The following is a 21608-nucleotide window of genomic DNA, read 5'->3' as shown; positions in this document are numbered from 1 at the left end:
ATCAGACTCCGGCCGGGCCGTTGGCGGAGCGCAGTTCCAGCACCGGCTCCTGGGGACGACTCAGTTCGCCGCGTTCACTGCGAAAGTGCGGCAGGATGTGCTCGCCGAGGCGGTAGGCTTCTTCCAGGTGCGGATAGCCGGCGAGGAAGAACAGGTCGATGCCGATGCTGTTGTACTCGCGAATTCGCGCCACCACGTTCTCGTAGCTGCCCACCAGCGCGCAACCCGGCGGAACACCGATGTAGCCAAAACCGGTCCACACATTGGGGTGGATGAAGAAGTCATCGAAGCCCTGGGTCTCGGTTTTTTCGCTGAAGCCGTGCTCGTAGCTGAGCTTGCGCGCCGTACGCAACCCGGCGTGGGCCGCCACGGCCTTGACCGCGCCTCGGGCGATGCCTTCGTCGAAGAAGCGTTTGGCTTCGGTGCGGGCCAGTTCTTCGGTTTCCCGAGTGATCACGTCAATCGACAGGCCGAAGCGAATGTCGGTGCGGCCCCATTTCAACGCGCGCTCGCGCAGGTCGGCGATCAGGGCAGCGATCTCGTCCGGGTGTTCGGCGCGCATAAGATAGAAGTCGGCATGCTTGGCGGCAAACTCCCGGGCGGGGATGGACGAACCGGCGGTGCAGATCAGCGGCAACTGGGCCTTCTTCAATGGCCCGCGCAGGCCGCCACCGTCGGCCTTGTAGAACTTGCCGTCGTAGTGGAAGGACTCGTTGTGCCAGAAGCCCTTGACCACGTCCATGAATTCGGTAGCGCGTGCGTAGCGTTCATCGTGGTCGCTGAAGTCGCCCACTTGGCGTTGGATCGCGTCCGAGCCACCGTTGATGATGTTCCACACCAGGCGGTTGCCGGTGGCCCGCTGGTAGGTCGCCGCCTGTTGCACCGCCACCCACGGGGTGTAGTGGTAAGGCTGGAAGGCGGTGACGAATTGCAGGGTGCGGGTTTCCCGGGCCAGCAGCGCGCAGACGGTCCACGGCTCCTCGCCGGTGGGCGCGTTGACCATCAGTGCGCCGCCAAAACCGTTGATTTCCGCAGCCCTGGCGATTTGCCCGAGGTAGTCGATGTAGGTGAAGTGATCACCGACACTGAAGCCCGACACCGCGCCGGTGCTGGGCCCGCCGCGATGCCAGTCGCCACGGTTGCGTGGGTCGCCGGGCAAAAACTGGGTTTCGCCGTGCAAGGGCAGGCGGGTGAAGAATTCAATGCTCATGCAAGCCTCCTGCTTATTGCGCGGTGGGGGCGCAGATCGGGGTGATCGGCTGGTCGTTGATGACCTTGTGGGCAAACGGGATCGAGTCCTTGAGTGACGCGTTGACCGTGGCGCTGTGGCCCAGGCCTTTGTACAGGTGGCCTTCGACAATGGAGCCGGCCTTGCAGGCGTCCTGCATCAGTTTGACCTGGGTCGCGGCGGCGGGGGTGGTGTCTTCGGCGCCGGTGCCGATGAAGATCGGCTTCGAGGTTTTCAGTGTCGGGTAGGACACTTGCGCCAGCCACGGGGCGAGTTGCTTGCCTTTGTAGTCTTTCTTGGTGTTGGCGATGCTCAGGCCGAGGCCTTCGACGTCGCCTTCGAGGGCGAACAGGCAACTGGTGCGGGCCTGCTCGAAAATCGGCAGGGCCTTGTCGGTGTAGAAATCGGCCGGGTTGATACTTGGGTCGTATTGTTGGGCGGCGAGCAGGGTATAGAAGCCGTAGGCCAGGGTGGGATCGACCTTGTTGCGCACTTCTTCGCTCGGGTTCTTTGCATAGTCGAGGGTGTAGATCACGCCGGTGCCGATGCTGCCTTTCACCCCCAGGTCGGGGGCGTAGGTAGCGGCATAGGCCGCTGCGGCGAAGGCGCCGGCACCGCCTTGGGACTGACCGACGATCAACACCTTGTCGGCCAGCCCCGGTACATCGGCAACCACTGCCTTGGCGGCGTCGAGAATCCCGTAGGCCGCCATGCGGCTGTTCAGCAATGGGTGGCCGCCGGGCACGCCCAAGCCTTGGTAGTCGGTGGCGACGACGGCAAAACCTTCGGCCAGCCAGCGATTGAGGTAGGCCACGTCACGATACGAGCGACCTTGCCACGACGGCGCACACACGTCCGCCACGCCCACGGTGCCATGGCCCCAGCTCGCCACCGGCCAACCACCGGCAGGCGGCGTACCTTTTGGCAGGAACAGCGCGCCAGACACCACAATCGGCGTCTTGTTATCGATGCCGTCTGTTGAGGTGTACAGAATGCGCTGGGCGCTGGCGGCATTGGCCAGGCTCAGGGTGCTGTCCAGGGGTTCGCTGCGCAGCAGTTTGCCGGGAACGGCCGGGATGGCTTTTTCCCAGGTGTAGAACGCCGAGACGCGGCCATCGCCTTGCAGCGGGTCGGGTTTGGGGGCGTAAGCGTCGGCAGCAAACACGCTCATGGACAGGGCCAGGACGCTAAGGCCAAAGGCAAAGGAGTGCGGCAGTTTCATTATCAATTTCCCTATTACGGATTGGTGCTGACCTGGCCACGCAGGGCCGGCCAGTAGTCGGTGAGTTTCAGGTCGATCAGGGCCTGGTTGGTAAAACCGGTGGCCAGTGACGGGCCGATGTCGTAGGTGTCGCGAATCAGGTGGTTGGCCAGGGCGTAAGTGGTGAGCGCCTGGTAGTGCGCCTTGAGTTGCTGGTCGCTTTTCGGCGCCCAGCGATCCTTCCAGGCCACTGGGTCGTCCTGGTCGTCGCGGCGCAACACGCTTTCGGCGGTGCCGGCGCGGGATGACAGTTGGTAATAGGCGTCCTGGTTCTGTGGCTGGGAAATCCACCACGCAGCTTTCACCCAGGCGGTGGCGAGCAGTTGGGTGATGTCCGGGTGCTGCTGTACGAAGGTCTCGGTGCCCCACAGGTCTGAAACCAGCCGCCAGTCGCTGCTGCCTTGCTTGGTCGACCAGATGATCTTGCCCACGCCCTTGTCTTGCAGGGCATAGGCCTCGTTGAGCAACACCGCGGCATCGACCTTGCCGGCAGACACGGCGGCGGCGCCGACCTGCGGGTTGAGGTTGGCGATCTTGAAGTCGTCGAGCTTCAGCCCCTTGCTGGCCAGGAAGTTGCTGAAGGCGAACTCCCATGGTCGGCCGCGATGCAGCGCCAGGCGTTTGCCTTTGAGGTCCTCGATGGTTTTCGCGGTGGAGTTTTCGGGCACCACGAGGTAGATATTGTTGCCGCTGCCTCCGGGCACGATCAGCTTGCCCGGCACGCCACCGGCCCCGGCGATCACCGAGGGCAAGTCACCGCGTACGGCGAAGTCCAGGCTGTTGTTGCTGAAGCCTTCGTTGATCTGCGGCCCGGCGCCGGCGTGGGGCAGGGCGATCCACTCCAGCTTGACCCCGCGCTCACGCAGTTGCGCTTGGAGCCAGCCGTCTTCGATAACGCGCCCGGCGATGCCGCCGAACACCGGTTTTCCGCCCTGGGTGTAGGCGACGATGGCGATTTTTACCGACGCCGGTGGCGTCGGTTCGGCCAGCACGCCGGTGCTGATCAGCACACCGAACACGGTGGCGATGTTGTTGCGCCAGAAACTTTTCATTGGAATCTCCCTGCTAAGTGATCGCGACGCCCTGTAGGCGCTGGCTTGCCGGCGAAGGCGGCCGTTTGGCCGGTGCAAGGCTTGAGGGCCTCATCGCTGGCAAGCCAGCTCCTACAGGGGAGGTGGCGTTGAGAGGGAGAGAGCAGATTGCATGCCATCAGCCGAAAAACGCGCTGCGCGCCTTGTAGAACGTGGCTTTGCGGGTTTTCTAAGTACTGGCTGGCAACGGCTTGGTGTTGATCTGCACACAGGCAGGTGCTGGCCGATTGCTGCTCCAGCAGCAGGTGGGGGGTGATGTGTTGGTATATTCTTTTATGGAATATATAAATATTAATTAATAATTAAATGGTATAGAAAACTTCATGCACTATTGACAGGCGCTTTTACTGCCAGGAATGCACCATGTCGCTGATCACCCACCCCAACGCACGTGAATTGACCAAGTCGGTGCGCGCCACCGTGCTGGTCTTCAAGGACCCGCGCTCACAGGAACTGCTGGCGCGTATCGAACGCCTGGCCCCCAGTGAAGCCAATACGTTGATCATCGGCGAGACCGGCACCGGCAAGGAGTTGGTCGCGCGGCATATCCACCACCTGAGCCGTCGCGGCCGGGAGCCTTTTGTTGCAGTGAACTGCGGCGCGTTCGCCGAAACCCTGGTGGAAAGCGAGTTGTTCGGCCACGAAAAAGGCGCGTTCACCGGCGCCACCACCCACAAGGCCGGCTGGTTTGAAGCCGCTAACGGCGGCACGCTGTTCCTGGATGAGATCGGCGACTTGCCGTTGAACATGCAGGTCAAACTGCTGCGGGTTTTGCAGGAGCGCGAAGTGGTGCGCCTGGGCTCGCGCACGCCGATTCCGATCAACGTGCGGCTGGTGGCGGCCACTAACGTGAACCTTGCCGACGCGGTGGTGGCCGGGCATTTTCGCGAGGATTTGTTCTACCGCCTGCACGTCGCCACCATCCGCCTGCCGCCCCTGCGCGAGCGGCCGGGTGACATCCTGCCGCTGGCGGAATTTTTTCTGGAAGAACACTGCCAGCGGCTCGGTTACAACCGCGCTTCATTGAGCATCGATGCCGAGCGCAAGTTGCTGGAGCACAGTTGGCCGGGGAATATTCGCGAGCTGGAAAACGCGATTCACCATGCCTTGCTGGTATGCCGCAATCAGTTGGTGCAGCCACCGGACCTGCACCTGGTGGACATGCGTTCTTCGGGCATTCGCCAAGACGAGGCGCACCAGGCGGCGCCTGCAATCGCTGGGCCGGTGAGCCTGGAAGCGGCGTTGAATGCGTTGTTCGAGCAGAACATTGCAGACCTTTATGAGCACATCGAAGAGACGATCTTCCGTGCGGCTTATCGTTACTGCCATGGCAACCAGTTGCAGACTGGGCGTTTGCTGAATATCAGCCGCAATATCGTGCGGGCGCGGCTGGAGAAGATCGGCGAGTTGGGCAAACCGGTGCTGCTCGACGGGCAGTGACGAGGGTGTTAGCGTTTCGGGCTTCTCTGATCTGTAGAGGGCTCGACGTTGATTCGACTCGCCGATTACATCGCTGATTTTTCTCGTTCGCCGCTGGCACCCTGGGCTGATCTTGCGCCTTGGGAGCTGGTCGGCCAGGCGCCTGGCGTGGTTCGCCAATTGCTGGCGGGGCTGTCTGATGATGAGTATGAAATTCACGACGAGATTGCGGTGCATCGCACGGCCGTTGTCGAAGTGGGGGCGGTTTTAAAAGCGCCGTTGATCATTGGTGCCCATTGTTTTATTGCCGCGGGGGCTTACCTTCGCGGGGGGTGCTGGGTGGATGAATATTGCATCTTCGGGCCGGGTGCAGAGCTTAAGACCTCCTTTGTTTTCAGCGGCAGCAAGCTGGCGCACTTCAACTTTGTCGGCGATTCGGTACTGGGGCACGGGGTTAACCTGGAAGCCGGGAGCATCGTTGCCAACTACCGGAACGAGCGTGACGACAAGCAAGTGCAGGTGCGCATTGATGGGCAGTTGCGGCGCACCGGCTGCGACAAGTTCGGCGCATTGCTGGGGGACCAGTGCCGGGTGGGCGCCAATGGCGTGTTGGCGCCGGGTGCGGTGCTCGGTTCAGGAAGCGTGGTAGGGCGCGGCCAACTGTTCGACGGAGAAGTGGATAACGGTTAGTCGAAAAGAACGTGGTATGCCGGCGGGTTATTAAATAGAATGAATCTCATTTGAGACTGACTCGCGCCGCGCAGGTTACTTGCCATGAATGATGCTGTAGTGCCGACGCACCTCGCTGAACCTAGCCTTCACACCCTGTACCGCGACCATCGCAGCTGGCTCGAAAGCTGGTTGCGGCGCCGCTTGGGCAACGCCTGGGATGCGGCCGACCTGAGCCAGGACACCTTTTTGCGGGTGTTGGCCAGCGCCCAGCCGATTGCCCAATTGCAGGAACCTCGGGCCTACCTGGTGACGGTGGGCAAGCGCTTGCTGGTGAATTTTCACCAGCGGCGCAGCCTGGAGCAGGCGTATCTCAACGCATTGACGCACTTGCCCGAGGCTTGCGTACCGTCGCCGGAACAGCGCTGGTTATTGCTGGAAACCCTGCAAGCCCTGGATGAATTGCTCGACGGTTTGCCGGCGGTGGTGCGCCGCGCGTTTCTCTGGAGCCAGTTGGAAGGCCTGGGCTATCGGGAGATTGCCGAGCGGCTCAAGGTGTCGCAGCGCACGGTCAAGCGCTACATGGCCCAGGCCTATGAGCATTGCCTGCTGGTGGACCTGTGAGCCGTACTGCGCCGGATCTGGCTCGTGCAGCGGCGCAATGGCTGGCGTTGCTGGAATCCGGCGGCGCCACCGAACGTGATCATGCCCGCCTGCAGCAGTGGCGTGACAGCCATCCCCAGCATGAGCAGATCTGGCAAAAAGCCCAATTGCTGCGCCAGCGGTTTACCGACTTGCCGCCAGCGTTGGCCATGGCCAGCCTCGATCGTCCGCAACCGGGACGGCGTGCAGTACTCAAGCGTGCCTTGGGCGTCGCCGCGTTGTTGCCAACCGCGTGGTTGCTCAGTCGGCAATTGCCTATCGACGTGTGGCGCGCCGACCTGCACACCGCCACTGGCGAACGTAAGCGGGTGCCGCTGGTAGATGGCAGCAGCCTGCAACTGAATACCGCGAGTGCGGTGGACGTGGATACGGCCCAGCGGCGTGTGACGCTGGTGGAAGGGGAGATGGCGTTGACGGTGCCGGGGGCTGGTGCGCTGACGGTGCAGACGCGTTATGGCCAGGTGATCGTCAGCCAGGCTGAAGTGTGTGTGCGGCAGTTGTCTTCCGGGTGTTTGGTGTCGGCGTTGAAGGGCGCGGTGCAGGTGCAGGACCTGCGTGGGCAAGTGGCGACATTGCAGGGTGGGCAGCAGGCACGGTTGCAGGCGTCGGGGATGGGCGCTGCGGTGGTGTTTGATGCGTTGCAATTGGGTTGGCGCGACGGTGTGCTGACTGCGCAGAACCAGCTGTTGGGTGATTTTTTGCGGGAGTTGGAGCGGTATCGGCCAGGGGTGATGCGTTGGGATTCGAGCCTGGAAACGCTGCGGGTGAGCGGGAGTTTTCAGTTGGCCGACACTGATCGCATCCTTACGCTGCTGGCGTCGACGATGGCGCTGGAGGTGCAGTTTCGTACGCGGTATTGGGTGACGCTGGTGCCGCGCAAAGTGGTTGTCTGATGCGATCTGTGAGCTGGGGACATATCCGTTATTTAGGTCACGGCGGCTTAGGGTTTCGCTCTTACAGCTTGGCGCAGCTCACGCAAGGGCAACTGGACGCGCTGCCGGTGCCGGCCAATGCCATCGAAGATGTGTACCGGCTGACTCTCGCCTGGCTGTAACTCCAGAACCTCGCCGAGGCGCGCCAGTGGTGGCAACAGAACCTGCAAGGGTTCGAGCGCACCACGCCGATTCCAAGCGACCGGCCGTTCCTGCGCGATCATGCCGGCCACAGCGGCGGCATGGTGGTAGGCGACTGCTACACCCGCCTGGATGTGCGCGACGTGCTGTTCGGCGTCACCGTGGCCGGTCGCCCGGTAGAAATGCCGGAGATGCAGCGCACGGTCGGGCTGTTTATCAACAGTATCGCGTTGCGGGTGAAGCTGCCCGAAGACGATCAACCGTGCAGCGTGCGCCTATGGTCCGGCGGAATGCTCGGATGACGTGGCGTTCTTCCGTGTCGACCTGACGTCGACCCTTAGCACCTACCTGCCGACTGGCACGCCGACCGACAACAACCGGTTGTACCTGATGGATGGTGCGTTGGAGTTGGTGCCTCAAGGTGCGGAAGGGGATTTGGCCCGCCGTCGCAGTCCGCAAGGCCTTGCCGGCGCTGGAGATTGGGCAGTTGCACAGCCAGGATTATCTGGCGCCACGCAATGAGCTGGAGCAGACGTTGGCCGGGATTTGGGCCGAGGTGCTGAAAGTGGAGCGGGCGGGTGTGCAGGGCAACTTCTTTGAGCTGGGCGATGTTCGAGTGCAGCACGGTGGAGGAATTGGCGGGGTATATCGAGGGGCTTGCGGCGAATGAAATCAGTGTGGAAAAGGCGGATCGGTTGAGTGATTTGATGGCGGAGCTGGAGGGGTTTTAAGTCGGTCAGGTGCTCGTCTGATGCACTGATGCACTATCGAGCTGGCTACCGTTGATCGGGGTTATGCCCCTGCGGGGGTAGAACTGTCAATTCTCACAGTAGGCAAGGTTGCAGTTCAGCGCGTTAGATAACCGGGTAATCATGGCCTGCTCGATAGAGGGGGCAATGTTATCTCTTGCTGAACAGGAGTTCTTGTCGTGGTTAAAAAAACGCTTTCTGAACTCACCGTAGCAATTCCAGAGGCTGCCAGCCCCGAATTGCCCTATGTGCAGATTCAACACGCAATCAACAACAGCTTGCTTTATCCCCTTGATGCCAAGGATGGCACGCTTGCAATGATCACAGTCGAGAACATGCAGGCTGCCCCCGTCACGTTGTATTGGGCAATCAAGGACCAGGCAGAGCCAGTGTTTGAGCCGATTGAAGTCCCCGGCAGAACCGACGGCAATGTTGAGATCCCGATTCCCTGGCAACGTATAAGCACGTGTATCGGGCATACGGTGCTGATCTGGTACACCGCCACGGTGGCCGGTCGACCTCAGGAATCGTTGGTCCTGGAGTTGGAAATTCAGGATGTCCGGGAGGCCGATCTTCGCGTGTCATTGCCTGTGTTCCTGCATTCCAGGCTGGAATGGAGCACATGGTGGCTGAACATGTACGAGTTCCAGGGCGACGAAACCATCCAGATCAAGGCATGGCCAATGATCCAGGCCGATCAGCGGTTATTTGTCACCGTCGCCGGTGACCAGCACATCGTGCCGTATCAGTTTATCTGGGTGGCCTATGACCATGTCGTGACCGCTGCCGAGGCACATGCCGACCACCTGTTCGAATTCAGGCTGGCTCGCGGTTGGATGTCGTTGCGGGAAGACTATTCAGCCCTGACAACCCATATGGGGGTCATCTGGGACGGTACAGCGCCGATACTTCCTGCACCGGACGATCCCGTTCATGAGAATCCGCTGCCTATCAATGCCCAGGATTTTCACCTGCGCACGACTACGCTTTTGCGGGTTGACCCTGCACTGGGCTTGCCACCGCCGCATCTTAAGGAGTCGACGGAGTTCAACGGCAGTTGGGTGGTCAACCCGACCAACACCCTGAACGGCGCACACTTGCTGATTACCTACGAGGGTATACATGCAGGTGATCGTGTTTGCCCCACGTTTTCCGGCACGCCTGGCCTGGGTTCGCCAGCGATTGGTTGCCGTACCGTGCAAGCGGGCGAAACCTCGCTGGAGTTCTGGGTGCCACCTTCGGCGATCAGCGCCAATTTCGCGCAGAACATTACGTTGACCTATACGGTATCCCACAGTGGCACCGGCCCTTGGCTATCTCCACCGCGAGTGGTGAATATCCTCGATGTCGCCGGGCTGCCCACCCCACAGGTGGAGCAAGCTACGGGTAACACGCTGGACCTTAATACGTTATCTGGTGACGCCGATTGCACGGTCATAACTTGGCCTTACATTGAGTTGGGGCAAGTCTGCTGGTTGAATGTAATCAGCAGCACCTACAGCTTCCAGGTTTTGGAGGGGGAGCCTGTGACCGAGCAGTGGCTGGGGAGTGGCGTCAACACTCCCTTGCCCCGTAGCGAACTGAAGAAGCTGGCGGATTGCAGCGAGTTCGAAGTGCATTTTGCGGTGAACTTCAATGGCTTGGCCGATAAGGCCTCCGCCAAGAAATTCCCGGTACTGACATTGGGGATTGTCCAGGAAGATTTGGTGCTTGATGCACCCACCGTGCGCGAAGCGGTAGGGTCACAGTTGACAGTCTACAACGGTCGTGACGGGGTGACCGTGCGGGTGGCATACGAGGGGATCAATCCGCGTCAGACCATCAGCGTGTGCTGGAAACAACCGGACGGCAGTTGTCTGCCCCTGGCGTCGAAACCTGGCACCAGCAATCCCAAGTACGTCGACTTCCAGATCCCGCGTGAAGCAGTGATTGAGGGCAGCGGCAAAACGATTACGATCAACTACACCGTAATCAGCGCGTGCAAACACGCCACTTCTGAAGATCTGAACCTGCAGATCAGCGTACCGGTGCGTTTGCCCACGCCGGTAGTGCCAGAGGCTACACCGCCGGCCACCCAGGGAGGCATCCTGGACCTGCGAACCTTTAACGGGGATGCGCATATCACCTTGGAGAAATGGTGGTTCATTTTGGAGGGCCAGGTTGGTTACATGGACTGTATCGGTACCAAGGATGATGATTCTGCCTACACCATCAGGGTGATGATTGGCGAGCCGATTACCGATATCGATGTGGAAAATGGCCTGTCCCGAGTGCTCAAGCGCGAAGAGTTGGAGAAACTGCGTAATGAAACTTCCTTGCTCGTCGTATTCCAGGCGACGACGCAGATCGGTGGCACTTTATCTAATTCGATAGAGTTTCCAACATTGCAGCTGGAGTTTGGCAAGCGCTTCAGAGACGAGACGGACTTTGATCCCGATTACAAGGGATGGAACAACTGGCAGAAAGGGGCGGGTGCTACGGACCCGAGGGATCTTGAACTGAAATATGGGGCAGGCCCGCAATCGACACCGATGTATTACTTGTTTGATTGGGGTTACACCAACACGAGAAACCCGGTCACTCAGCGGGAGAAGTTGTACAAGGTGTATACCGAGCTTGAGTCGGGGCGTAGTTACAGGTTCAGCGCCTGGGTTCATGATAACAGTGGCGTAAACAACAAACCTCGGATGGTGCTGGTCGCTCAAGGGGTTGAAGTCACTCCCGTCACAGAGCCGGGTACAGCCTGGCAACTGCTTCAGGGCGTGTTCGTTGCCACTTCACATACGATGCGACTCAGCGTTGATAACCTTCAAATGGGAATAGCGCCCGGCAACGACTTTGAAGTGACGTTACTTATCGTGGAAGAGGTGTGATCGGCTTGGGCCGAGGCGTATAAAAGAAAAGGCCTCCGATTTTGGAGGCCTTTTTCCTGTTTATTTTGGCCCCAAAATCTTCACCAGCTTATCCGGCGAAGGCGCCCCTTGCTGTTGCTGCAAACCGCCCTTGTCATCCAGATAGAAAATCGCGGCGTCGCCGACAATTCCAGTTCATCCATCAGCTTCATATTGGAGTCGAGCTGTAAGAGCAGAACCCATCGAAGCCATCACCTGAATAACGGATCTGCCCCCAGCCTGACTTAGCCCCAACACGTGCCTTTCAGATCACATGCGCCCGCTGCAACTCAGTCAACGCCAGTGCCTTGAGCCGCGCCAACAGCGGATCCCGCCGATCCCGCGGATGCACCAGCGTCACCGCCAGTTCCTGGCGAATACTGCTCGGCCGGTTGTCCATCACCAGCACCCGGTCGCTCAGGTACAGCGCCTCGTCCACATCGTGAGTCACCAGCAACAGGGCGATCCCGTGGTGTTTGGCCAATTGCAGCAGCAGGTCCTGCAGCTTCATGCGGGTAAACGCATCCACTGCGCTGAACGGCTCGTCCAGCAGCAACACCTGCGGCCTTGAATACAGCCCGCGAGCAATCGCCACCCGTTGCGCCATCCCGCCAGACAATGCCTTGGGCAACGCCTGGCCGAAGCCGGTCAGCCCCACTTCGTCAATCAACTGCGCGACCCAGGCCTTGTCATAGCCGTCGTCATCGCTGAAGCCGATGTTTTGCTCCACCGTCAGCCACGGCATCAGGCGCGGTTCTTGAAACACAAACGCGACCTCGCCACCGCCTTGCAGCAGTTCACCCTGATAGTCCTTTTCCAGACCCGCGACGATCCGCAGCAAGGTGCTTTTGCCGCAGCCACTGGGGCCCAGCAAACTCACCGCTTCCCGCGGCTGCAAGGCCAAATGGACGTTGGTCAGCACGGTGGTGGCGCCGAAGTTTTTACGCTCGACGCGAATATCCAGTAGCGCTTCACTCATGCTCAATGCTCCGGGCCTTGGCCGTTGAAGGTGTCGCGCCAAGCCAGGCAGCGTTTTTCCAGCGCGGCCAACAGGCCATCGCTGATCTTGCCCAGCAGGGCCAATACGATGATCGCCGCCAGCACAATATCGGGTCGTGAGGTTTCCCGGCCATCGCTGAGCAGGTAGCCCAGGCCCTTGGTGGCGGCGATCAACTCGGCTGCCACCAGGAACATCCAGGCCAGGCTCAGGCCGCTGCGCAAGCCGGTGAACAAGCCGGGCAGGGCGGCAGGCAACAGGATGCGGCGCACCAGGCGCGTGCGGCTGAAGCCATACATCTGCCCGACTTCCACCAGCTTGCGGTCGATGTCGCGAATCGCCGCGACGCCGTTGAGGTACACCGGGAAGAACGCGCCGATGGCAATCAGCACGATCTTGGAGGTTTCATCAATGCCCAGCCACAACAGCAACAGGGGTACCCAAGCCAGGCTCGGGATCGAGCGCAGGCCGGCGAAAGTCGGCTCCAGGTACGCCTCGGCCTCGCGGCTCAGGCCAACCCAGGCGGCGAACACCAGGGCCAGGCTGGCGCCGATGGTGAACCCCAGCAGTACCCGCAACAGGCTGGCGCTGATGTGTTTCCACAGTGCGCCTTCAGCGAGGTCGGTAAGGGTCACGGCGATCTCGCTGGGTGCGGGCATCTGGTAGGACGGCAACCAGCCGATGCGCACCACCACCTCCAGGATCACCAGGATCAGCACCGGCAACGCCAGGCCCTTGAGCCGCCGTGGCCAGGCGCTGCGCTGGGCGGTGATCGGGGGTGCCAGGCTCACCGGCAGGGTTTCGCTTTTGCTGCTCATGACGCTCCCCTTATGGACGAGGCAAGGCCTGGCCGAAGCGTGGGTCGATCAACTGGTCAATCACCTGGTCCACATTCACCCCACGGCGCACCAGTTCCTCAGACACCAGGATCGGCGCGGCGGCCTTGGACGACACCACGTCCTGGGCGGTGAGTAACGGGCTGCTCAAGTCGGTACGGGACAGTTGCAGCTTGGCCACGTCCAGCGGCAGGCCGGATTCGTCTGCCAGCAGCCTGGCGAATTCGTCCGGGTGCTTCACCGCCCAGTTGCGGGCTTTTTCATAGGCGCCGAGCACCTTGGCGATGGTCTGAGGATGCTCCTTGGCGTAGGTGTCGGTCACGCTGACCACGCCGTAGCTGTTGAAGTCCTTGTTGCGGTACAACAGGCGCGAACCGGCCTGGATTTCACTGGCCGCCATGTGCGGATCAAGACCGGCCCAGGCGTCCACATCACCTTTTTCCAGGGCGGTACGGCCGTCCGGGTGTTGCAGGTGCACCAGTTCCACATCGTCCTTGCTCAGGCCGGCTTTCTGCAGGCTGCGCAGGGTGAACAAGTACGGGTCGGTGCCCTTGGTGGCGGCGATTTTCTTGCCCTTGAGGTCGCTCACATTCTTGAAGGTTGAGTCCTTGCGTACCACCAGTGCGGTCCACTCGGCGCGGCTATACACATACACCGATTTGATCGGGCTGCCGTTGGCCCGGCTCAACACCGCCGACAGGCTGGCTGAGGAGGCGAAGTCGACGCCGCCGCTGTTGAGGTATTCCAGCGAGCGGTTGCTGCCCTGGCTCAACACCCAGCCGACCTTGGTTTGCGGCAGCGCTTCTTCGAGCCAGCCGAAGTGCTTGAGCACCAGGCTCACCGGGGAGTAATAGGCGTAGTCGAGGTGGACTTCAGCCGGGTCGGTTTCTGTCGCGTGGGCCACAGGTTGCAGGCTGAGGGCGAGGGCGCAGGCGCCCAGCAAGGTATTGACGAAGGGTTTCATGGAACAGCTCCGGGCAAGGCGGGAAAGAGAAGGCTTTTCTTATATTCAGAAAATTCATATGGCATGTTCCATCATGCGTTATAGGAATATGCAGTCTCTGTGCCAGCATCTTTGCAGCGCAGGGCAACACCTTGACGTAGCAGCTGTCGAGCCTAAGCGAGGCTGCGTTCGCGGTGTGTCAGGCAGACCGCTGACGCAGCCTCGCTTAGGCTCGACAGCTGCTACGCGGAGGAGTGGTTGGGAGTGGGGAGAAGGGCACTTTGTTGAATCACTGTTGGCTGTGCAACAGCTTGCATATGTTTTTATGGAATAAATAAAGAGTTATATATTCCTTTTGTTGTTTTCATGAATAGGGCACTTTGAGTGCCTGCGCATTCGTGCGGATTGACCCAACAGACCAAAGGAAAGCCGACATGACCATTAAAGCGATCAACGTGCGCAACCAGTTCAAAGGCGTGATCAAGGAAATCCTGATCGGCGAAGTGGTGTCCGAGATCGACGTGCAAACCGCGTCGGGGATCGTGACGTCGGTGATTACCACGCGCTCGGTGCGCGACCTGGAATTGAAAGTGGGCAGTGAAGTGATTGCCTTTGTGAAGTCGACCGAAGTCTCTATCGCCAAGCTGTAACGGTGTGAACCCAATCCAAATGTGGGAGCTGGCTTGCCTGCGATGACTGAGTGTCTGTCGACCGATTTGTCGGCTGATACACCGCTATCGCAGGCAAGCCAGCTCCCACACTGATTTGTGTAGATTTAGTTAAGCCGAGGCCCGCCTCCTGATGGCCGAGATCCGGGCTTCTCACCCGAAGCGTCCGGCAGTTCCTTGGGCTTTTCACTCGGGTCCTTGTAGTCCTTGTGCAAATCCCCATCCAGCCGGTTGCTCGACGAGCCGCCGCTTTGCGGTGTAGCGTCGAAATGCTCCCACTCCGATTGCTGGAAGCGGAACAAACTGTCATCGGTCGGCGTGTCGCGGCCGTGGTAGTGGTGGATCTCGTAGTGGGCGTATTCGACCTTGTCCGCCCAGTTGTCCTGCAACAAGCCGTCGCCAGCCAGGTCGCGGTACCAGTCGTTTTCTTTCTCGGTGGCCTTCTGTTTTTTGTTGTGGTCGACGAAGTAGCCGATGATCCCGCCCACCACCGCCAACACCACACCCACCAGGAACAGTGGCCCGGTCAGCGCGGCCGCCGTGCCCGCACCAAACAGGGCTGCCGCCCCCAATACCCCGGCCGACGCGCCGAACGCACCGCCCGCCACCTGCAAACCACCGGCTGCCTGAGCCAACGGGTCTTTGCTGTCTACGCCGCTTTTGATCGCCAACGCGCCAAGCACGATGTCGGCAAAACCACCGGCGATATCCGTTGCCGGGCCCAGCACCTTGATAACGGAACCGGCGATTTTGGCTGATTGGGACGCGCCAAGCTTGGCCGCGCCTGCTGCCGCCAGCCCATCATCCAGGTGGCTGGCCAGGCCTTCGGTGGCTTCAGTGACAGCTTTATCACCTTCGCCAAACAGCTTGGCCACACCGTCGTACTGGCTGTCGGGAACCGCATCCAGCGCGGCGGCGATCTCCTTGCTGACCTTGGAGTCGATCTCGGTGGGCTTGCTGAAGTCGATGACTTTGCCGGCCGCGCCTTCCTTGCCCCAGATTTCCGGCAGGGTCTTGTCCAGGCCGAGGAAGTCCACCAGGCCGCCCTTGCCCAGGGCTTCGCCGATCTTGTCACCCAGCTTGACGAAGTGGCTCGCGCCGCCGGCAAAACTCAGGAAATCCTTGGCGATGGTCATGCGTTGGGCCGGGGTTTCGCCGAGCTTGCCGCCTTTGCCCACCAGTTGGTAGATCCCCGAAAACAGGCTGACACCGGCGCCCATCGAACCCAGGATGCCTTTGCTGTTGAGGGTGTTGAACACCTCGCCGAGCATGCCGCGATCCGCCACCGGGATATACGGTTTGCTCAGGGCGGTTTTCACATCGGCTTCACTGATGGTGCCGCTGTTCTTGTAGACGTCGCCGAGTTCTTCCAGGGCCTTGGTCACGGCCGAGGATTTCTCCTTGCCCTCCAGGCCTTCGTTGAGGAACTTCTCCAGCACTTCCTGGCTGCGCCGCGGCAGGTCCAGCAGGTTGCCCTTGAGCACGCCCTTGAGCAGGCCGAACAGGTCCTTGGTGGCCAGTTCCTTGTTGTCGTCGGAGATCTTGCTGGGGTCCGACAGGATTTCGTTGAGGTCGGTGGTGAGGCCGTCGGCCTGGATATTCTGCGCCGCCTTGGTAGCAGCCTCCGGGTCGAACAGCGACAGCGAGGTGAGGGTGTTGCTCAGGTCCTGCTGGGCTTCGTGGCTCTTGCCCTGTTTTTGCAGGTCCTTGAGGTAGAGCACGTAGTCGGGGTTGTTGGTCAGGTCGAGGAGCTTTTGCTTGATCTCGTCCTTGTTGGGCAGGTGGCTGATGGCGTCATCCATCTTCGCCTTGTAGTCGGCCTGCACGGTCGGGTCTTTGAACAGTTCGCCGATCTGCTCCTGCACCGCCTTGCCGTCGATGATGTCGTGCATGTCGGCCGAGGTGAGTTCGGTCTGCTTGTCATCGAACTCGCGCCAAGTGGTATTGAACGGACGCTTGGACTCTTCGTAGCCGGTGATGCCATGGCCATTCTGGTAGGCGGCCTGGGCTTCCAGGGCGCGGACCAGTTTGGCGCGCGGGTCGTCCTTGGGAATCGAGCCGTCCTTGACGCCGGCGCGGTAGGTGTCGATCAGTTCGGTGGTAGCCAGTTCGCTGACGCTTTGGGTCGGCGATTTGTCGTCGTCCTTGTCGGCATGTACGCCGGTGTCGAGGTTGAGCACGTCCAGTTCGTCGTTGCTCGGCAGGTTGTACTTGGCCCGGGTCTCATCCACCGTGCCGGCGCTCCAGGCTTCCCACTTGGCGACGACTTCATCGTAGAGCTGCGGACTGAGCTCCTTGGAGACGATGACCTTGCCTTCGCTGGTTTCATAGCGGATCAGGCCGTCGCCCAGCTCATCAGGTGAACCGAAGGTGATCTCGGTGTTTTTCAGGAAATCATTCGGCCCGGCCAGTTTGTAACCGGCGTCTTCGCTGCTGTGGATCTTGCTCCAGGTGTCCTGGGCGGTGGCCACGCTCTTGAACAGTTCCGGGCTGACATCCGCCGACACCACCACCTTGGTGCCGTCGTGGGTTTCATAGGTCAGCACATTGCCTTGCTGGCCTTCGATCCAGCCGAAGCCCTTGTAGTCATTCAGTTCCGGTGCCTTGGTGTTGGCGTCCGCGAGGGTCGAGCCATCGTTGAGCGCGGATTCTACAGCGGCCTTTTTGTCCGGGTTGGTGTAAACCTCGTGCAGGCCGGCCAGGTAGTCGAACAGCTTGGGGTTGTCGTCGCGTGCCACGACCATTTTCTGGCCGTTGCTTTCAAAGCGGATCAGGCCCGGGCCCACTTCATCCTCGGGGCCGACGGTGGTGCCGGCGTAGGGCGGCCACACTTCGTTGTCGCCGGCACGCTTGTAGCCGGCGTCTTCGCTGCTGGTAAGGCCGGTGAAGCTCTCATAGGCTTCCTTGGCTTTCTGGAATGCCTCGGGGTTGTCGCGCTGGCTGATGACAAACTTGCTGCCGTCCTGGGTTTCGTAGCGGATCACGCCGGGGCCGGTTTCGTCGGGCGGGCCGAGGGATTTGTAGTCGCCGAGTTTTTCCGGGGCCGTGGCATCGCCGCCCAGGCGCTGGTAGCCGGCGGCTTCGCTGGCGTTGACGCCGGAGAGTGCCTTGAAGTCGGCGCTGACTTGCTTGAACAGGTCGGGGCTGTCTTTTTCGCTGACGATGACTTTCTTGCCGTCCTGGGTTTCGTAGCGAATCAGGCCGGGGCCGACTTCATCCGCCGGGCCGATGGCCTTGTAGTCACCCAGGCTTGTGGGCGGTGCAGCATCCTTGGCGGCCAGCTCATAACCTTGTTCCTTGCTGGCAGCGAGCCCTTGCGCGGTCTTGTCGCCGGCCTCGACCTTCTTGTTGTTGGCGCTGTTCTTGAGCAGCACATGGAACGCCGCGCCAGACTTGGGCGGCGCGAGGGGAAGGGCTTTGGGGTCGGACGAGCGATTGAGCGGCTGGGTCGTCATGCCATGGAACTCCTGCTGTTACCGGTAGGGCGAGTCGGCAAAAACAGTAACAGCAGGGGTTCGGCGCTCGTTGCGAAAAGTTGTGAATTGCGCCTTAACGGTGACGCAGGCTACGTTCCATGCGAGCAATGCCTTCTTCAAGCATGGCCCTTGGGCAGCCGAAGTTCAGGCGCACGAATTGCTGGCTGTCGTCGCCGAATTCCAGGCCGGCGCTGAGGCCGACTTTGGCCTGTTCGAGGAAGAACCGTTGCGGGTCGTCCAGGCCCAGGGCGCTGCAATCGAGCCAGGCCAGGTAGGTGCCTTGAGGCGCGTGCATCACCACGCCGGGCAGGCGCGTTTGCACGGCGTCCAGCAGGTAGTCGCGGTTGCCTTGCAGGTAAACCACCAGCGCTTGAAGCCAGTCGCTGCAGTCGCTGTAGGCGGCACGCGTGGCTTCCAGGCCCAGCGGGCTGACGCTGTCGACCATGCCGCAGCGGGCGTTGTTGAAGCGCTCGCGAATCGCGGGGTTCTGGATCACCGCAAAGCAGGTCTTCAGCCCGGCGACGTTATACGCCTTGCTGGCCGACATCAGGGTGATGGTGCGCTGGGCGATCTCGGGGCTGAGGCTCGCGGTGGGAATATGCCGACGGCCGTCAAAACACAGTTCGGCGTGGATTTCATCGGAAACGATCAGCGCGCCCTGGTCCAGGCAGGCGGTGGCCACGGCCAGCAGTTCTTCACGGGGGAAGACCTTGCCCATCGGGTTGTGCGGGTTGCTCAACAGCAGGGCACCGGCGCCGGTGAGCGCCTCACGCATGGCAGGCAACGGCGTGAGGTACTCGCCCTCGGCGCTCAACTCAAACGGCACTTCGATCTTCGGCAGGTTCCAGTGCCCGGGCGCCAGGCGGATCGGGCGATAGTTGGGGGTTTGCAACACCACCGGTTGCCCGGGCTGCACAAACGCGTGCAGTGCCATGTTGAAACCCGGCTCGACGCCTGGCAAAAACAGCAGCTCATCGGGCTGCACGCGCCAGGCGTACTTGGCCCACAGATCGGCGACGATCGCCTCACGCACGCCATCGCAGGCCACGCTGTAGCCGAGGATCTGCTGGCCCAGGCGCTGGTGCAGTGCCTGAAGCACGGCCGGTGGTGCGGCGATGTCCATGTCGGCAATCCACATCGGCAGAACGTCTTGCGGGTAACGACTCCACTTGGTGCTGCCGGTGCCGAGGCGGGAGTGGATCGTGTCGAAATCAAAGCTCATGGGGGGCTCGTGTCAGGGAGGCGGGCGTGGAATGGCGCCAATTCTAGCGCCATAAATTTTATAGGCCAGCATTTGCGCATCTTCATTCGCCACATCCGCCCCAAGCTTCTACCCTTGAGGCATACCCCTCAGGACACCCAGCGCTCATGTACAAAGACCTGAAGTTCCCGGTTCTGATCGTACACCGCGACATCAAGGCCGACACTGTCGCCGGCGACCGCGTCCGGGGTATCGCCCGGGAGCTGGAACAGGAGGGCTTTAGTATTTTTTCGGCGGTGGACTACGCCGAGGGCCGCCTGGTGGCTTCGACCCACCACGGGCTGGCCTGCATGCTGATTGCCGCCGAAGGTGCCGGGGAAAATACCCACCTGCTGCAAAACATGGTGGAGCTGATCCGCCTGGCGCGGGTACGGGCGCCGAACCTGCCGATCTTCGCCCTCGGTGAGCAAGTCACCCTGGAAAACGCCCCGGCCGACGCCATGAGCGAGCTTAATCAACTGCGGGGCATTCTTTACCTGTTTGAAGACACCGTGCCGTTCCTGGCCCGGCAAGTGGCCCGTGCGGCGCGTGCCTACCTGGACGGCCTGTTGCCGCCCTTCTTCAAGGCGCTGGTGCAGCACACGGCGGATTCCAATTATTCCTGGCACACGCCCGGGCACGGCGGCGGCGTGGCTTATCGCAAGAGCCCGGTGGGGCAGGCGTTTCATCAGTTCTTCGGGGAAAATACCCTGCGTTCGGACTTGTCGGTGTCGGTGCCGGAACTGGGTTCGCTGCTGGACCACACCGGCCCGCTGGCCGAAGCCGAGGCGCGAGCGGCGCGCAACTTTGGCGCCGACCACACCTACTTCGTGATCAATGGCACGTCCACCGCCAACAAGATCGTCTGGCACTCCATGGTGGGCCGCGACGACCTGGTGCTGGTGGACCGCAACTGCCACAAGTCGGTGTTGCATTCGATCATCATGACCGGCGCCATCCCGCTGTACCTTTGCCCGGAGCGCAATGAGCTGGGGATCATCGGGCCGATTCCCCTGAGCGAGTTCAGCCCCGAGTCGATCCGCGCCAAGGTCGACGCCAGCCCGCTGACCCATGGGCGGCCGGCCAAGGTCAAGCTGGCGGTGGTGACCAATTCCACCTACGACGGCCTGTGCTACAACGCCGAGCTGATCAAGCAGCAATTGGGCAACAGCGTCGAGGTGCTGCATTTTGACGAAGCCTGGTACGCGTACGCGGCGTTTCATGAGTTCTTCGCCGGCCGCTACGGCATGGGCACCTCGCGCACGCCCGAGAGCCCGTTGGTGTTCACTACGCACTCCACGCACAAGCTGCTGGCGGCGTTCAGCCAGGCGTCGATGATCCATGTGCAGGATGGTGGCTTACGCAAGCTGGACCGCGACCGTTTCAACGAAGCGTTCATGATGCATATTTCCACCTCGCCGCAGTACAGCATCATTGCCTCGCTGGACGTGGCGTCGGCCATGATGGAAGGCCCGGCGGGGCGTTCGTTGCTGCAGGAGATGTTTGACGAAGCCCTGAGCTTTCGTCGCGCCCTGGCGAACCTGCGCCAGCATATTGCGGCCGAAGACTGGTGGTTCTCCATCTGGCAGCCGCCGTCGGTGGCGGGCATTGACCGGGTGGTGACCGCGGACTGGTTACTGCAACCGCAGGCGGAGTGGCATGGCTTTGGCGAAATCGCCGAAGATTATGTGCTGCTGGACCCGATCAAGGTCACCCTGGTGATGCCCGGCCTGAACGCCGGTGGCGCGTTGAGTGAGTGCGGAATCCCCGCGGCGGTGGTCAGTAAGTTCCTTTGGGAGCGTGGGTTGGTGGTGGAAAAAACCGGGCTGTATTCGTTCCTCGTGCTGTTTTCCATGGGCATCACCAAAGGTAAGTGGAGTACCCTGCTGACCGAGTTGCTGGAATTCAAGCGCAGTTATGATGCCAACGTGAGCCTTGCCAGCTGTTTGCCATCGGTGTTCCAGCAAGGGCCTGCGCGGTATCAAGGCTTGGGTTTGAAGGACCTGTGCGACCAGTTGCACAGCTGTTATCGCAGCAATGCCACGGCCAAACACCTGAAGCGGATGTACACGGTACTGCCGCAAATCGCCATGAAGCCGGCCGATGCCTATGACCTGCTGGTCAAGGGCGAAGTCGAGGCGGTGTCCATCGACGCTTTGCCAGGACGCATCGCAGCGGTCATGCTGGTGCCTTACCCGCCGGGCATTCCGTTGATCATGCCGGGGGAGCGTTTCACCGAATCGACTCGCTCGATCATTGATTACCTGGCGTTTGCCAGGACGTTCGATAGCAGTTTCCCGGGCTTTGTCGCCGATGTTCATGGGCTGCAACACGAAGATGACGGCAATGGTCGTTGTTACACCGTCGATTGCATCAAGGGTTAAACATGTTTATGCAAGCTGTA

Annotated in this window: 15 protein-coding genes and 3 pseudogenes; 9 read left to right on the top strand and 9 right to left on the bottom strand. The window is 61.0% G+C overall.

Going from position 1 to position 21608, the window contains the following annotated elements; genetic code table 11:
• Nucleotide 1: 1 nt before the first annotated feature.
• From RGV33_RS18470 to RGV33_RS18460, 3 genes are read right to left on the bottom strand one after another with little or no spacing between them, the layout of a single operon-like run.
• The gene (locus tag RGV33_RS18470; protein ID WP_322145519.1) at nucleotides 2–1210 is read right to left on the bottom strand and encodes an LLM class flavin-dependent oxidoreductase; all 1209 of its coding nucleotides are present in this window, start codon (nucleotides 1208–1210) and stop codon (nucleotides 2–4) included.
• Between the two features lie 13 nt (nucleotides 1211–1223).
• Nucleotides 1224–2450, bottom strand: a complete 1227-nt coding sequence (locus RGV33_RS18465; RefSeq protein ID WP_322145518.1) for an alpha/beta hydrolase — start codon at nucleotides 2448–2450, stop codon at nucleotides 1224–1226.
• Between the two features lie 14 nt (nucleotides 2451–2464).
• Nucleotides 2465–3541: an ABC transporter substrate-binding protein gene (locus RGV33_RS18460; protein ID WP_322145517.1), complete on the bottom strand. Its 1077-nt coding sequence runs from the start codon at nucleotides 3539–3541 to the stop codon at nucleotides 2465–2467.
• Nucleotides 3542–3943: 402 nt separating this feature from the next.
• On the opposite strand from RGV33_RS18460, the gene RGV33_RS18455 reads away from it, so the two are divergent.
• From RGV33_RS18455 to RGV33_RS18425, 7 genes and pseudogenes are all read left to right on the top strand, one after another.
• On the top strand, nucleotides 3944–5020 hold the full coding sequence (locus tag RGV33_RS18455) for a sigma-54 dependent transcriptional regulator (RefSeq protein ID WP_322145516.1): 1077 nt from the start codon (nucleotides 3944–3946) through the stop codon (nucleotides 5018–5020).
• Between the two features lie 48 nt (nucleotides 5021–5068).
• Complete coding sequence (locus tag RGV33_RS18450; protein ID WP_322145515.1) at nucleotides 5069–5689, top strand: LpxA family transferase; 621 nt, start codon at nucleotides 5069–5071, stop codon at nucleotides 5687–5689.
• An 84-nt stretch (nucleotides 5690–5773) separates the two neighbouring features.
• Entirely contained in the window at nucleotides 5774–6292 is a 519-nt protein-coding gene (locus RGV33_RS18445) for a sigma-70 family RNA polymerase sigma factor (RefSeq protein WP_322145514.1), read from the top strand.
• Entirely contained in the window at nucleotides 6289–7224 is a 936-nt protein-coding gene (locus tag RGV33_RS18440; RefSeq protein ID WP_322145513.1) for a FecR domain-containing protein, read from the top strand. The genes RGV33_RS18445 and RGV33_RS18440 overlap by 4 nt, the downstream gene beginning before the upstream one ends.
• Before the next feature lie 164 nt (nucleotides 7225–7388).
• A pseudogene (locus RGV33_RS18435) lies at nucleotides 7389–7700 on the top strand (hypothetical protein); the annotation flags it as partial.
• Nucleotides 7678–8135, top strand: a pseudogene (locus RGV33_RS34295) (hypothetical protein); the annotation flags it as partial. The pseudogenes RGV33_RS18435 and RGV33_RS34295, both read left to right, overlap by 23 nt.
• A 197-nt stretch (nucleotides 8136–8332) precedes the next feature.
• On the top strand, nucleotides 8333–11026 hold the full coding sequence (locus RGV33_RS18425) for a hypothetical protein (protein WP_322145511.1): 2694 nt from the start codon (nucleotides 8333–8335) through the stop codon (nucleotides 11024–11026).
• A gap of 60 nt (nucleotides 11027–11086) precedes the next feature.
• Here RGV33_RS18425 and RGV33_RS18420 read toward each other — a convergent pair.
• From RGV33_RS18420 to RGV33_RS18405, 4 genes and pseudogenes are all read right to left on the bottom strand, one after another.
• Nucleotides 11087–11232: pseudogene (locus RGV33_RS18420) on the bottom strand (thiol:disulfide interchange protein DsbG); the annotation flags it as partial.
• 77 nt (nucleotides 11233–11309) lie between these two features.
• Nucleotides 11310–12023: an ABC transporter ATP-binding protein gene (locus tag RGV33_RS18415; protein ID WP_322145510.1), complete on the bottom strand. Its 714-nt coding sequence runs from the start codon at nucleotides 12021–12023 to the stop codon at nucleotides 11310–11312.
• 2 nt (nucleotides 12024–12025) lie between these two features.
• Entirely contained in the window at nucleotides 12026–12859 is an 834-nt protein-coding gene (locus tag RGV33_RS18410) for an ABC transporter permease (protein ID WP_322145509.1), read from the bottom strand.
• 10 nt (nucleotides 12860–12869) lie between these two features.
• Nucleotides 12870–13841: an aliphatic sulfonate ABC transporter substrate-binding protein gene (locus tag RGV33_RS18405; RefSeq protein WP_322145508.1), complete on the bottom strand. Its 972-nt coding sequence runs from the start codon at nucleotides 13839–13841 to the stop codon at nucleotides 12870–12872.
• A gap of 413 nt (nucleotides 13842–14254) precedes the next feature.
• On the opposite strand from RGV33_RS18405, the gene RGV33_RS18400 reads away from it, so the two are divergent.
• Nucleotides 14255–14470: a TOBE domain-containing protein gene (locus tag RGV33_RS18400; protein WP_003217010.1), complete on the top strand. Its 216-nt coding sequence runs from the start codon at nucleotides 14255–14257 to the stop codon at nucleotides 14468–14470.
• A gap of 125 nt (nucleotides 14471–14595) precedes the next feature.
• On the opposite strand, the gene RGV33_RS18395 is transcribed toward RGV33_RS18400, so the two are convergent.
• Together RGV33_RS18395 and RGV33_RS18390 are read right to left on the bottom strand one after the other, a co-directional pair.
• On the bottom strand, nucleotides 14596–17943 hold the full coding sequence (locus RGV33_RS18395; RefSeq protein WP_322145507.1) for a hypothetical protein: 3348 nt from the start codon (nucleotides 17941–17943) through the stop codon (nucleotides 14596–14598).
• A gap of 94 nt (nucleotides 17944–18037) precedes the next feature.
• Nucleotides 18038–19186 (bottom strand): PatB family C-S lyase, encoded by a 1149-nt coding sequence (locus tag RGV33_RS18390; protein ID WP_322145506.1) that lies wholly within the window; start codon nucleotides 19184–19186, stop codon nucleotides 18038–18040.
• 146 nt (nucleotides 19187–19332) lie between these two features.
• On the opposite strand from RGV33_RS18390, the gene RGV33_RS18385 reads away from it, so the two are divergent.
• Nucleotides 19333–21588 (top strand): arginine/lysine/ornithine decarboxylase, encoded by a 2256-nt coding sequence (locus RGV33_RS18385; protein ID WP_322145505.1) that lies wholly within the window; start codon nucleotides 19333–19335, stop codon nucleotides 21586–21588.
• The last annotated feature ends 20 nt before the right edge of the window (nucleotides 21589–21608 follow it).

Origin of the sequence: Pseudomonas sp. Bout1 (assembly GCF_034314165.1) — a bacterium.
Classification (GTDB): domain Bacteria; phylum Pseudomonadota; class Gammaproteobacteria; order Pseudomonadales; family Pseudomonadaceae; genus Aquipseudomonas.
The sequence above is the reverse complement of the archived record's forward strand: the minus strand, read 5'-3'. Positions and strand labels throughout refer to the sequence as shown.

Bases quoted from the DNA above. Each gene is read 5' to 3' on its own strand.
- RGV33_RS18455 (WP_322145516.1), top strand. From the start codon at position 3,944: ATGTCGCTGATCACCCACCCCAACGCACGTGAATTGACCAAGTCGGTG.
- RGV33_RS18405 (WP_322145508.1), bottom strand. From the start codon at position 13,841: ATGAAACCCTTCGTCAATACCTTGCTGGGCGCCTGCGCCCTCGCCCTC.
- RGV33_RS18445 (WP_322145514.1), top strand. From the start codon at position 5,774: ATGAATGATGCTGTAGTGCCGACGCACCTCGCTGAACCTAGCCTTCAC.
- RGV33_RS18385 (WP_322145505.1), top strand. From the start codon at position 19,333: ATGTACAAAGACCTGAAGTTCCCGGTTCTGATCGTACACCGCGACATC.
- RGV33_RS18460 (WP_322145517.1), bottom strand. From the start codon at position 3,541: ATGAAAAGTTTCTGGCGCAACAACATCGCCACCGTGTTCGGTGTGCTG.
- RGV33_RS18470 (WP_322145519.1), bottom strand. From the start codon at position 1,210: ATGAGCATTGAATTCTTCACCCGCCTGCCCTTGCACGGCGAAACCCAG.
- RGV33_RS18400 (WP_003217010.1), top strand. From the start codon at position 14,255: ATGACCATTAAAGCGATCAACGTGCGCAACCAGTTCAAAGGCGTGATC.
- RGV33_RS18395 (WP_322145507.1), bottom strand. From the start codon at position 17,943: ATGACGACCCAGCCGCTCAATCGCTCGTCCGACCCCAAAGCCCTTCCC.
- RGV33_RS18465 (WP_322145518.1), bottom strand. From the start codon at position 2,450: ATGAAACTGCCGCACTCCTTTGCCTTTGGCCTTAGCGTCCTGGCCCTG.
- RGV33_RS18415 (WP_322145510.1), bottom strand. From the start codon at position 12,023: ATGAGTGAAGCGCTACTGGATATTCGCGTCGAGCGTAAAAACTTCGGC.
- RGV33_RS18410 (WP_322145509.1), bottom strand. From the start codon at position 12,859: ATGAGCAGCAAAAGCGAAACCCTGCCGGTGAGCCTGGCACCCCCGATC.
- RGV33_RS18390 (WP_322145506.1), bottom strand. From the start codon at position 19,186: ATGAGCTTTGATTTCGACACGATCCACTCCCGCCTCGGCACCGGCAGC.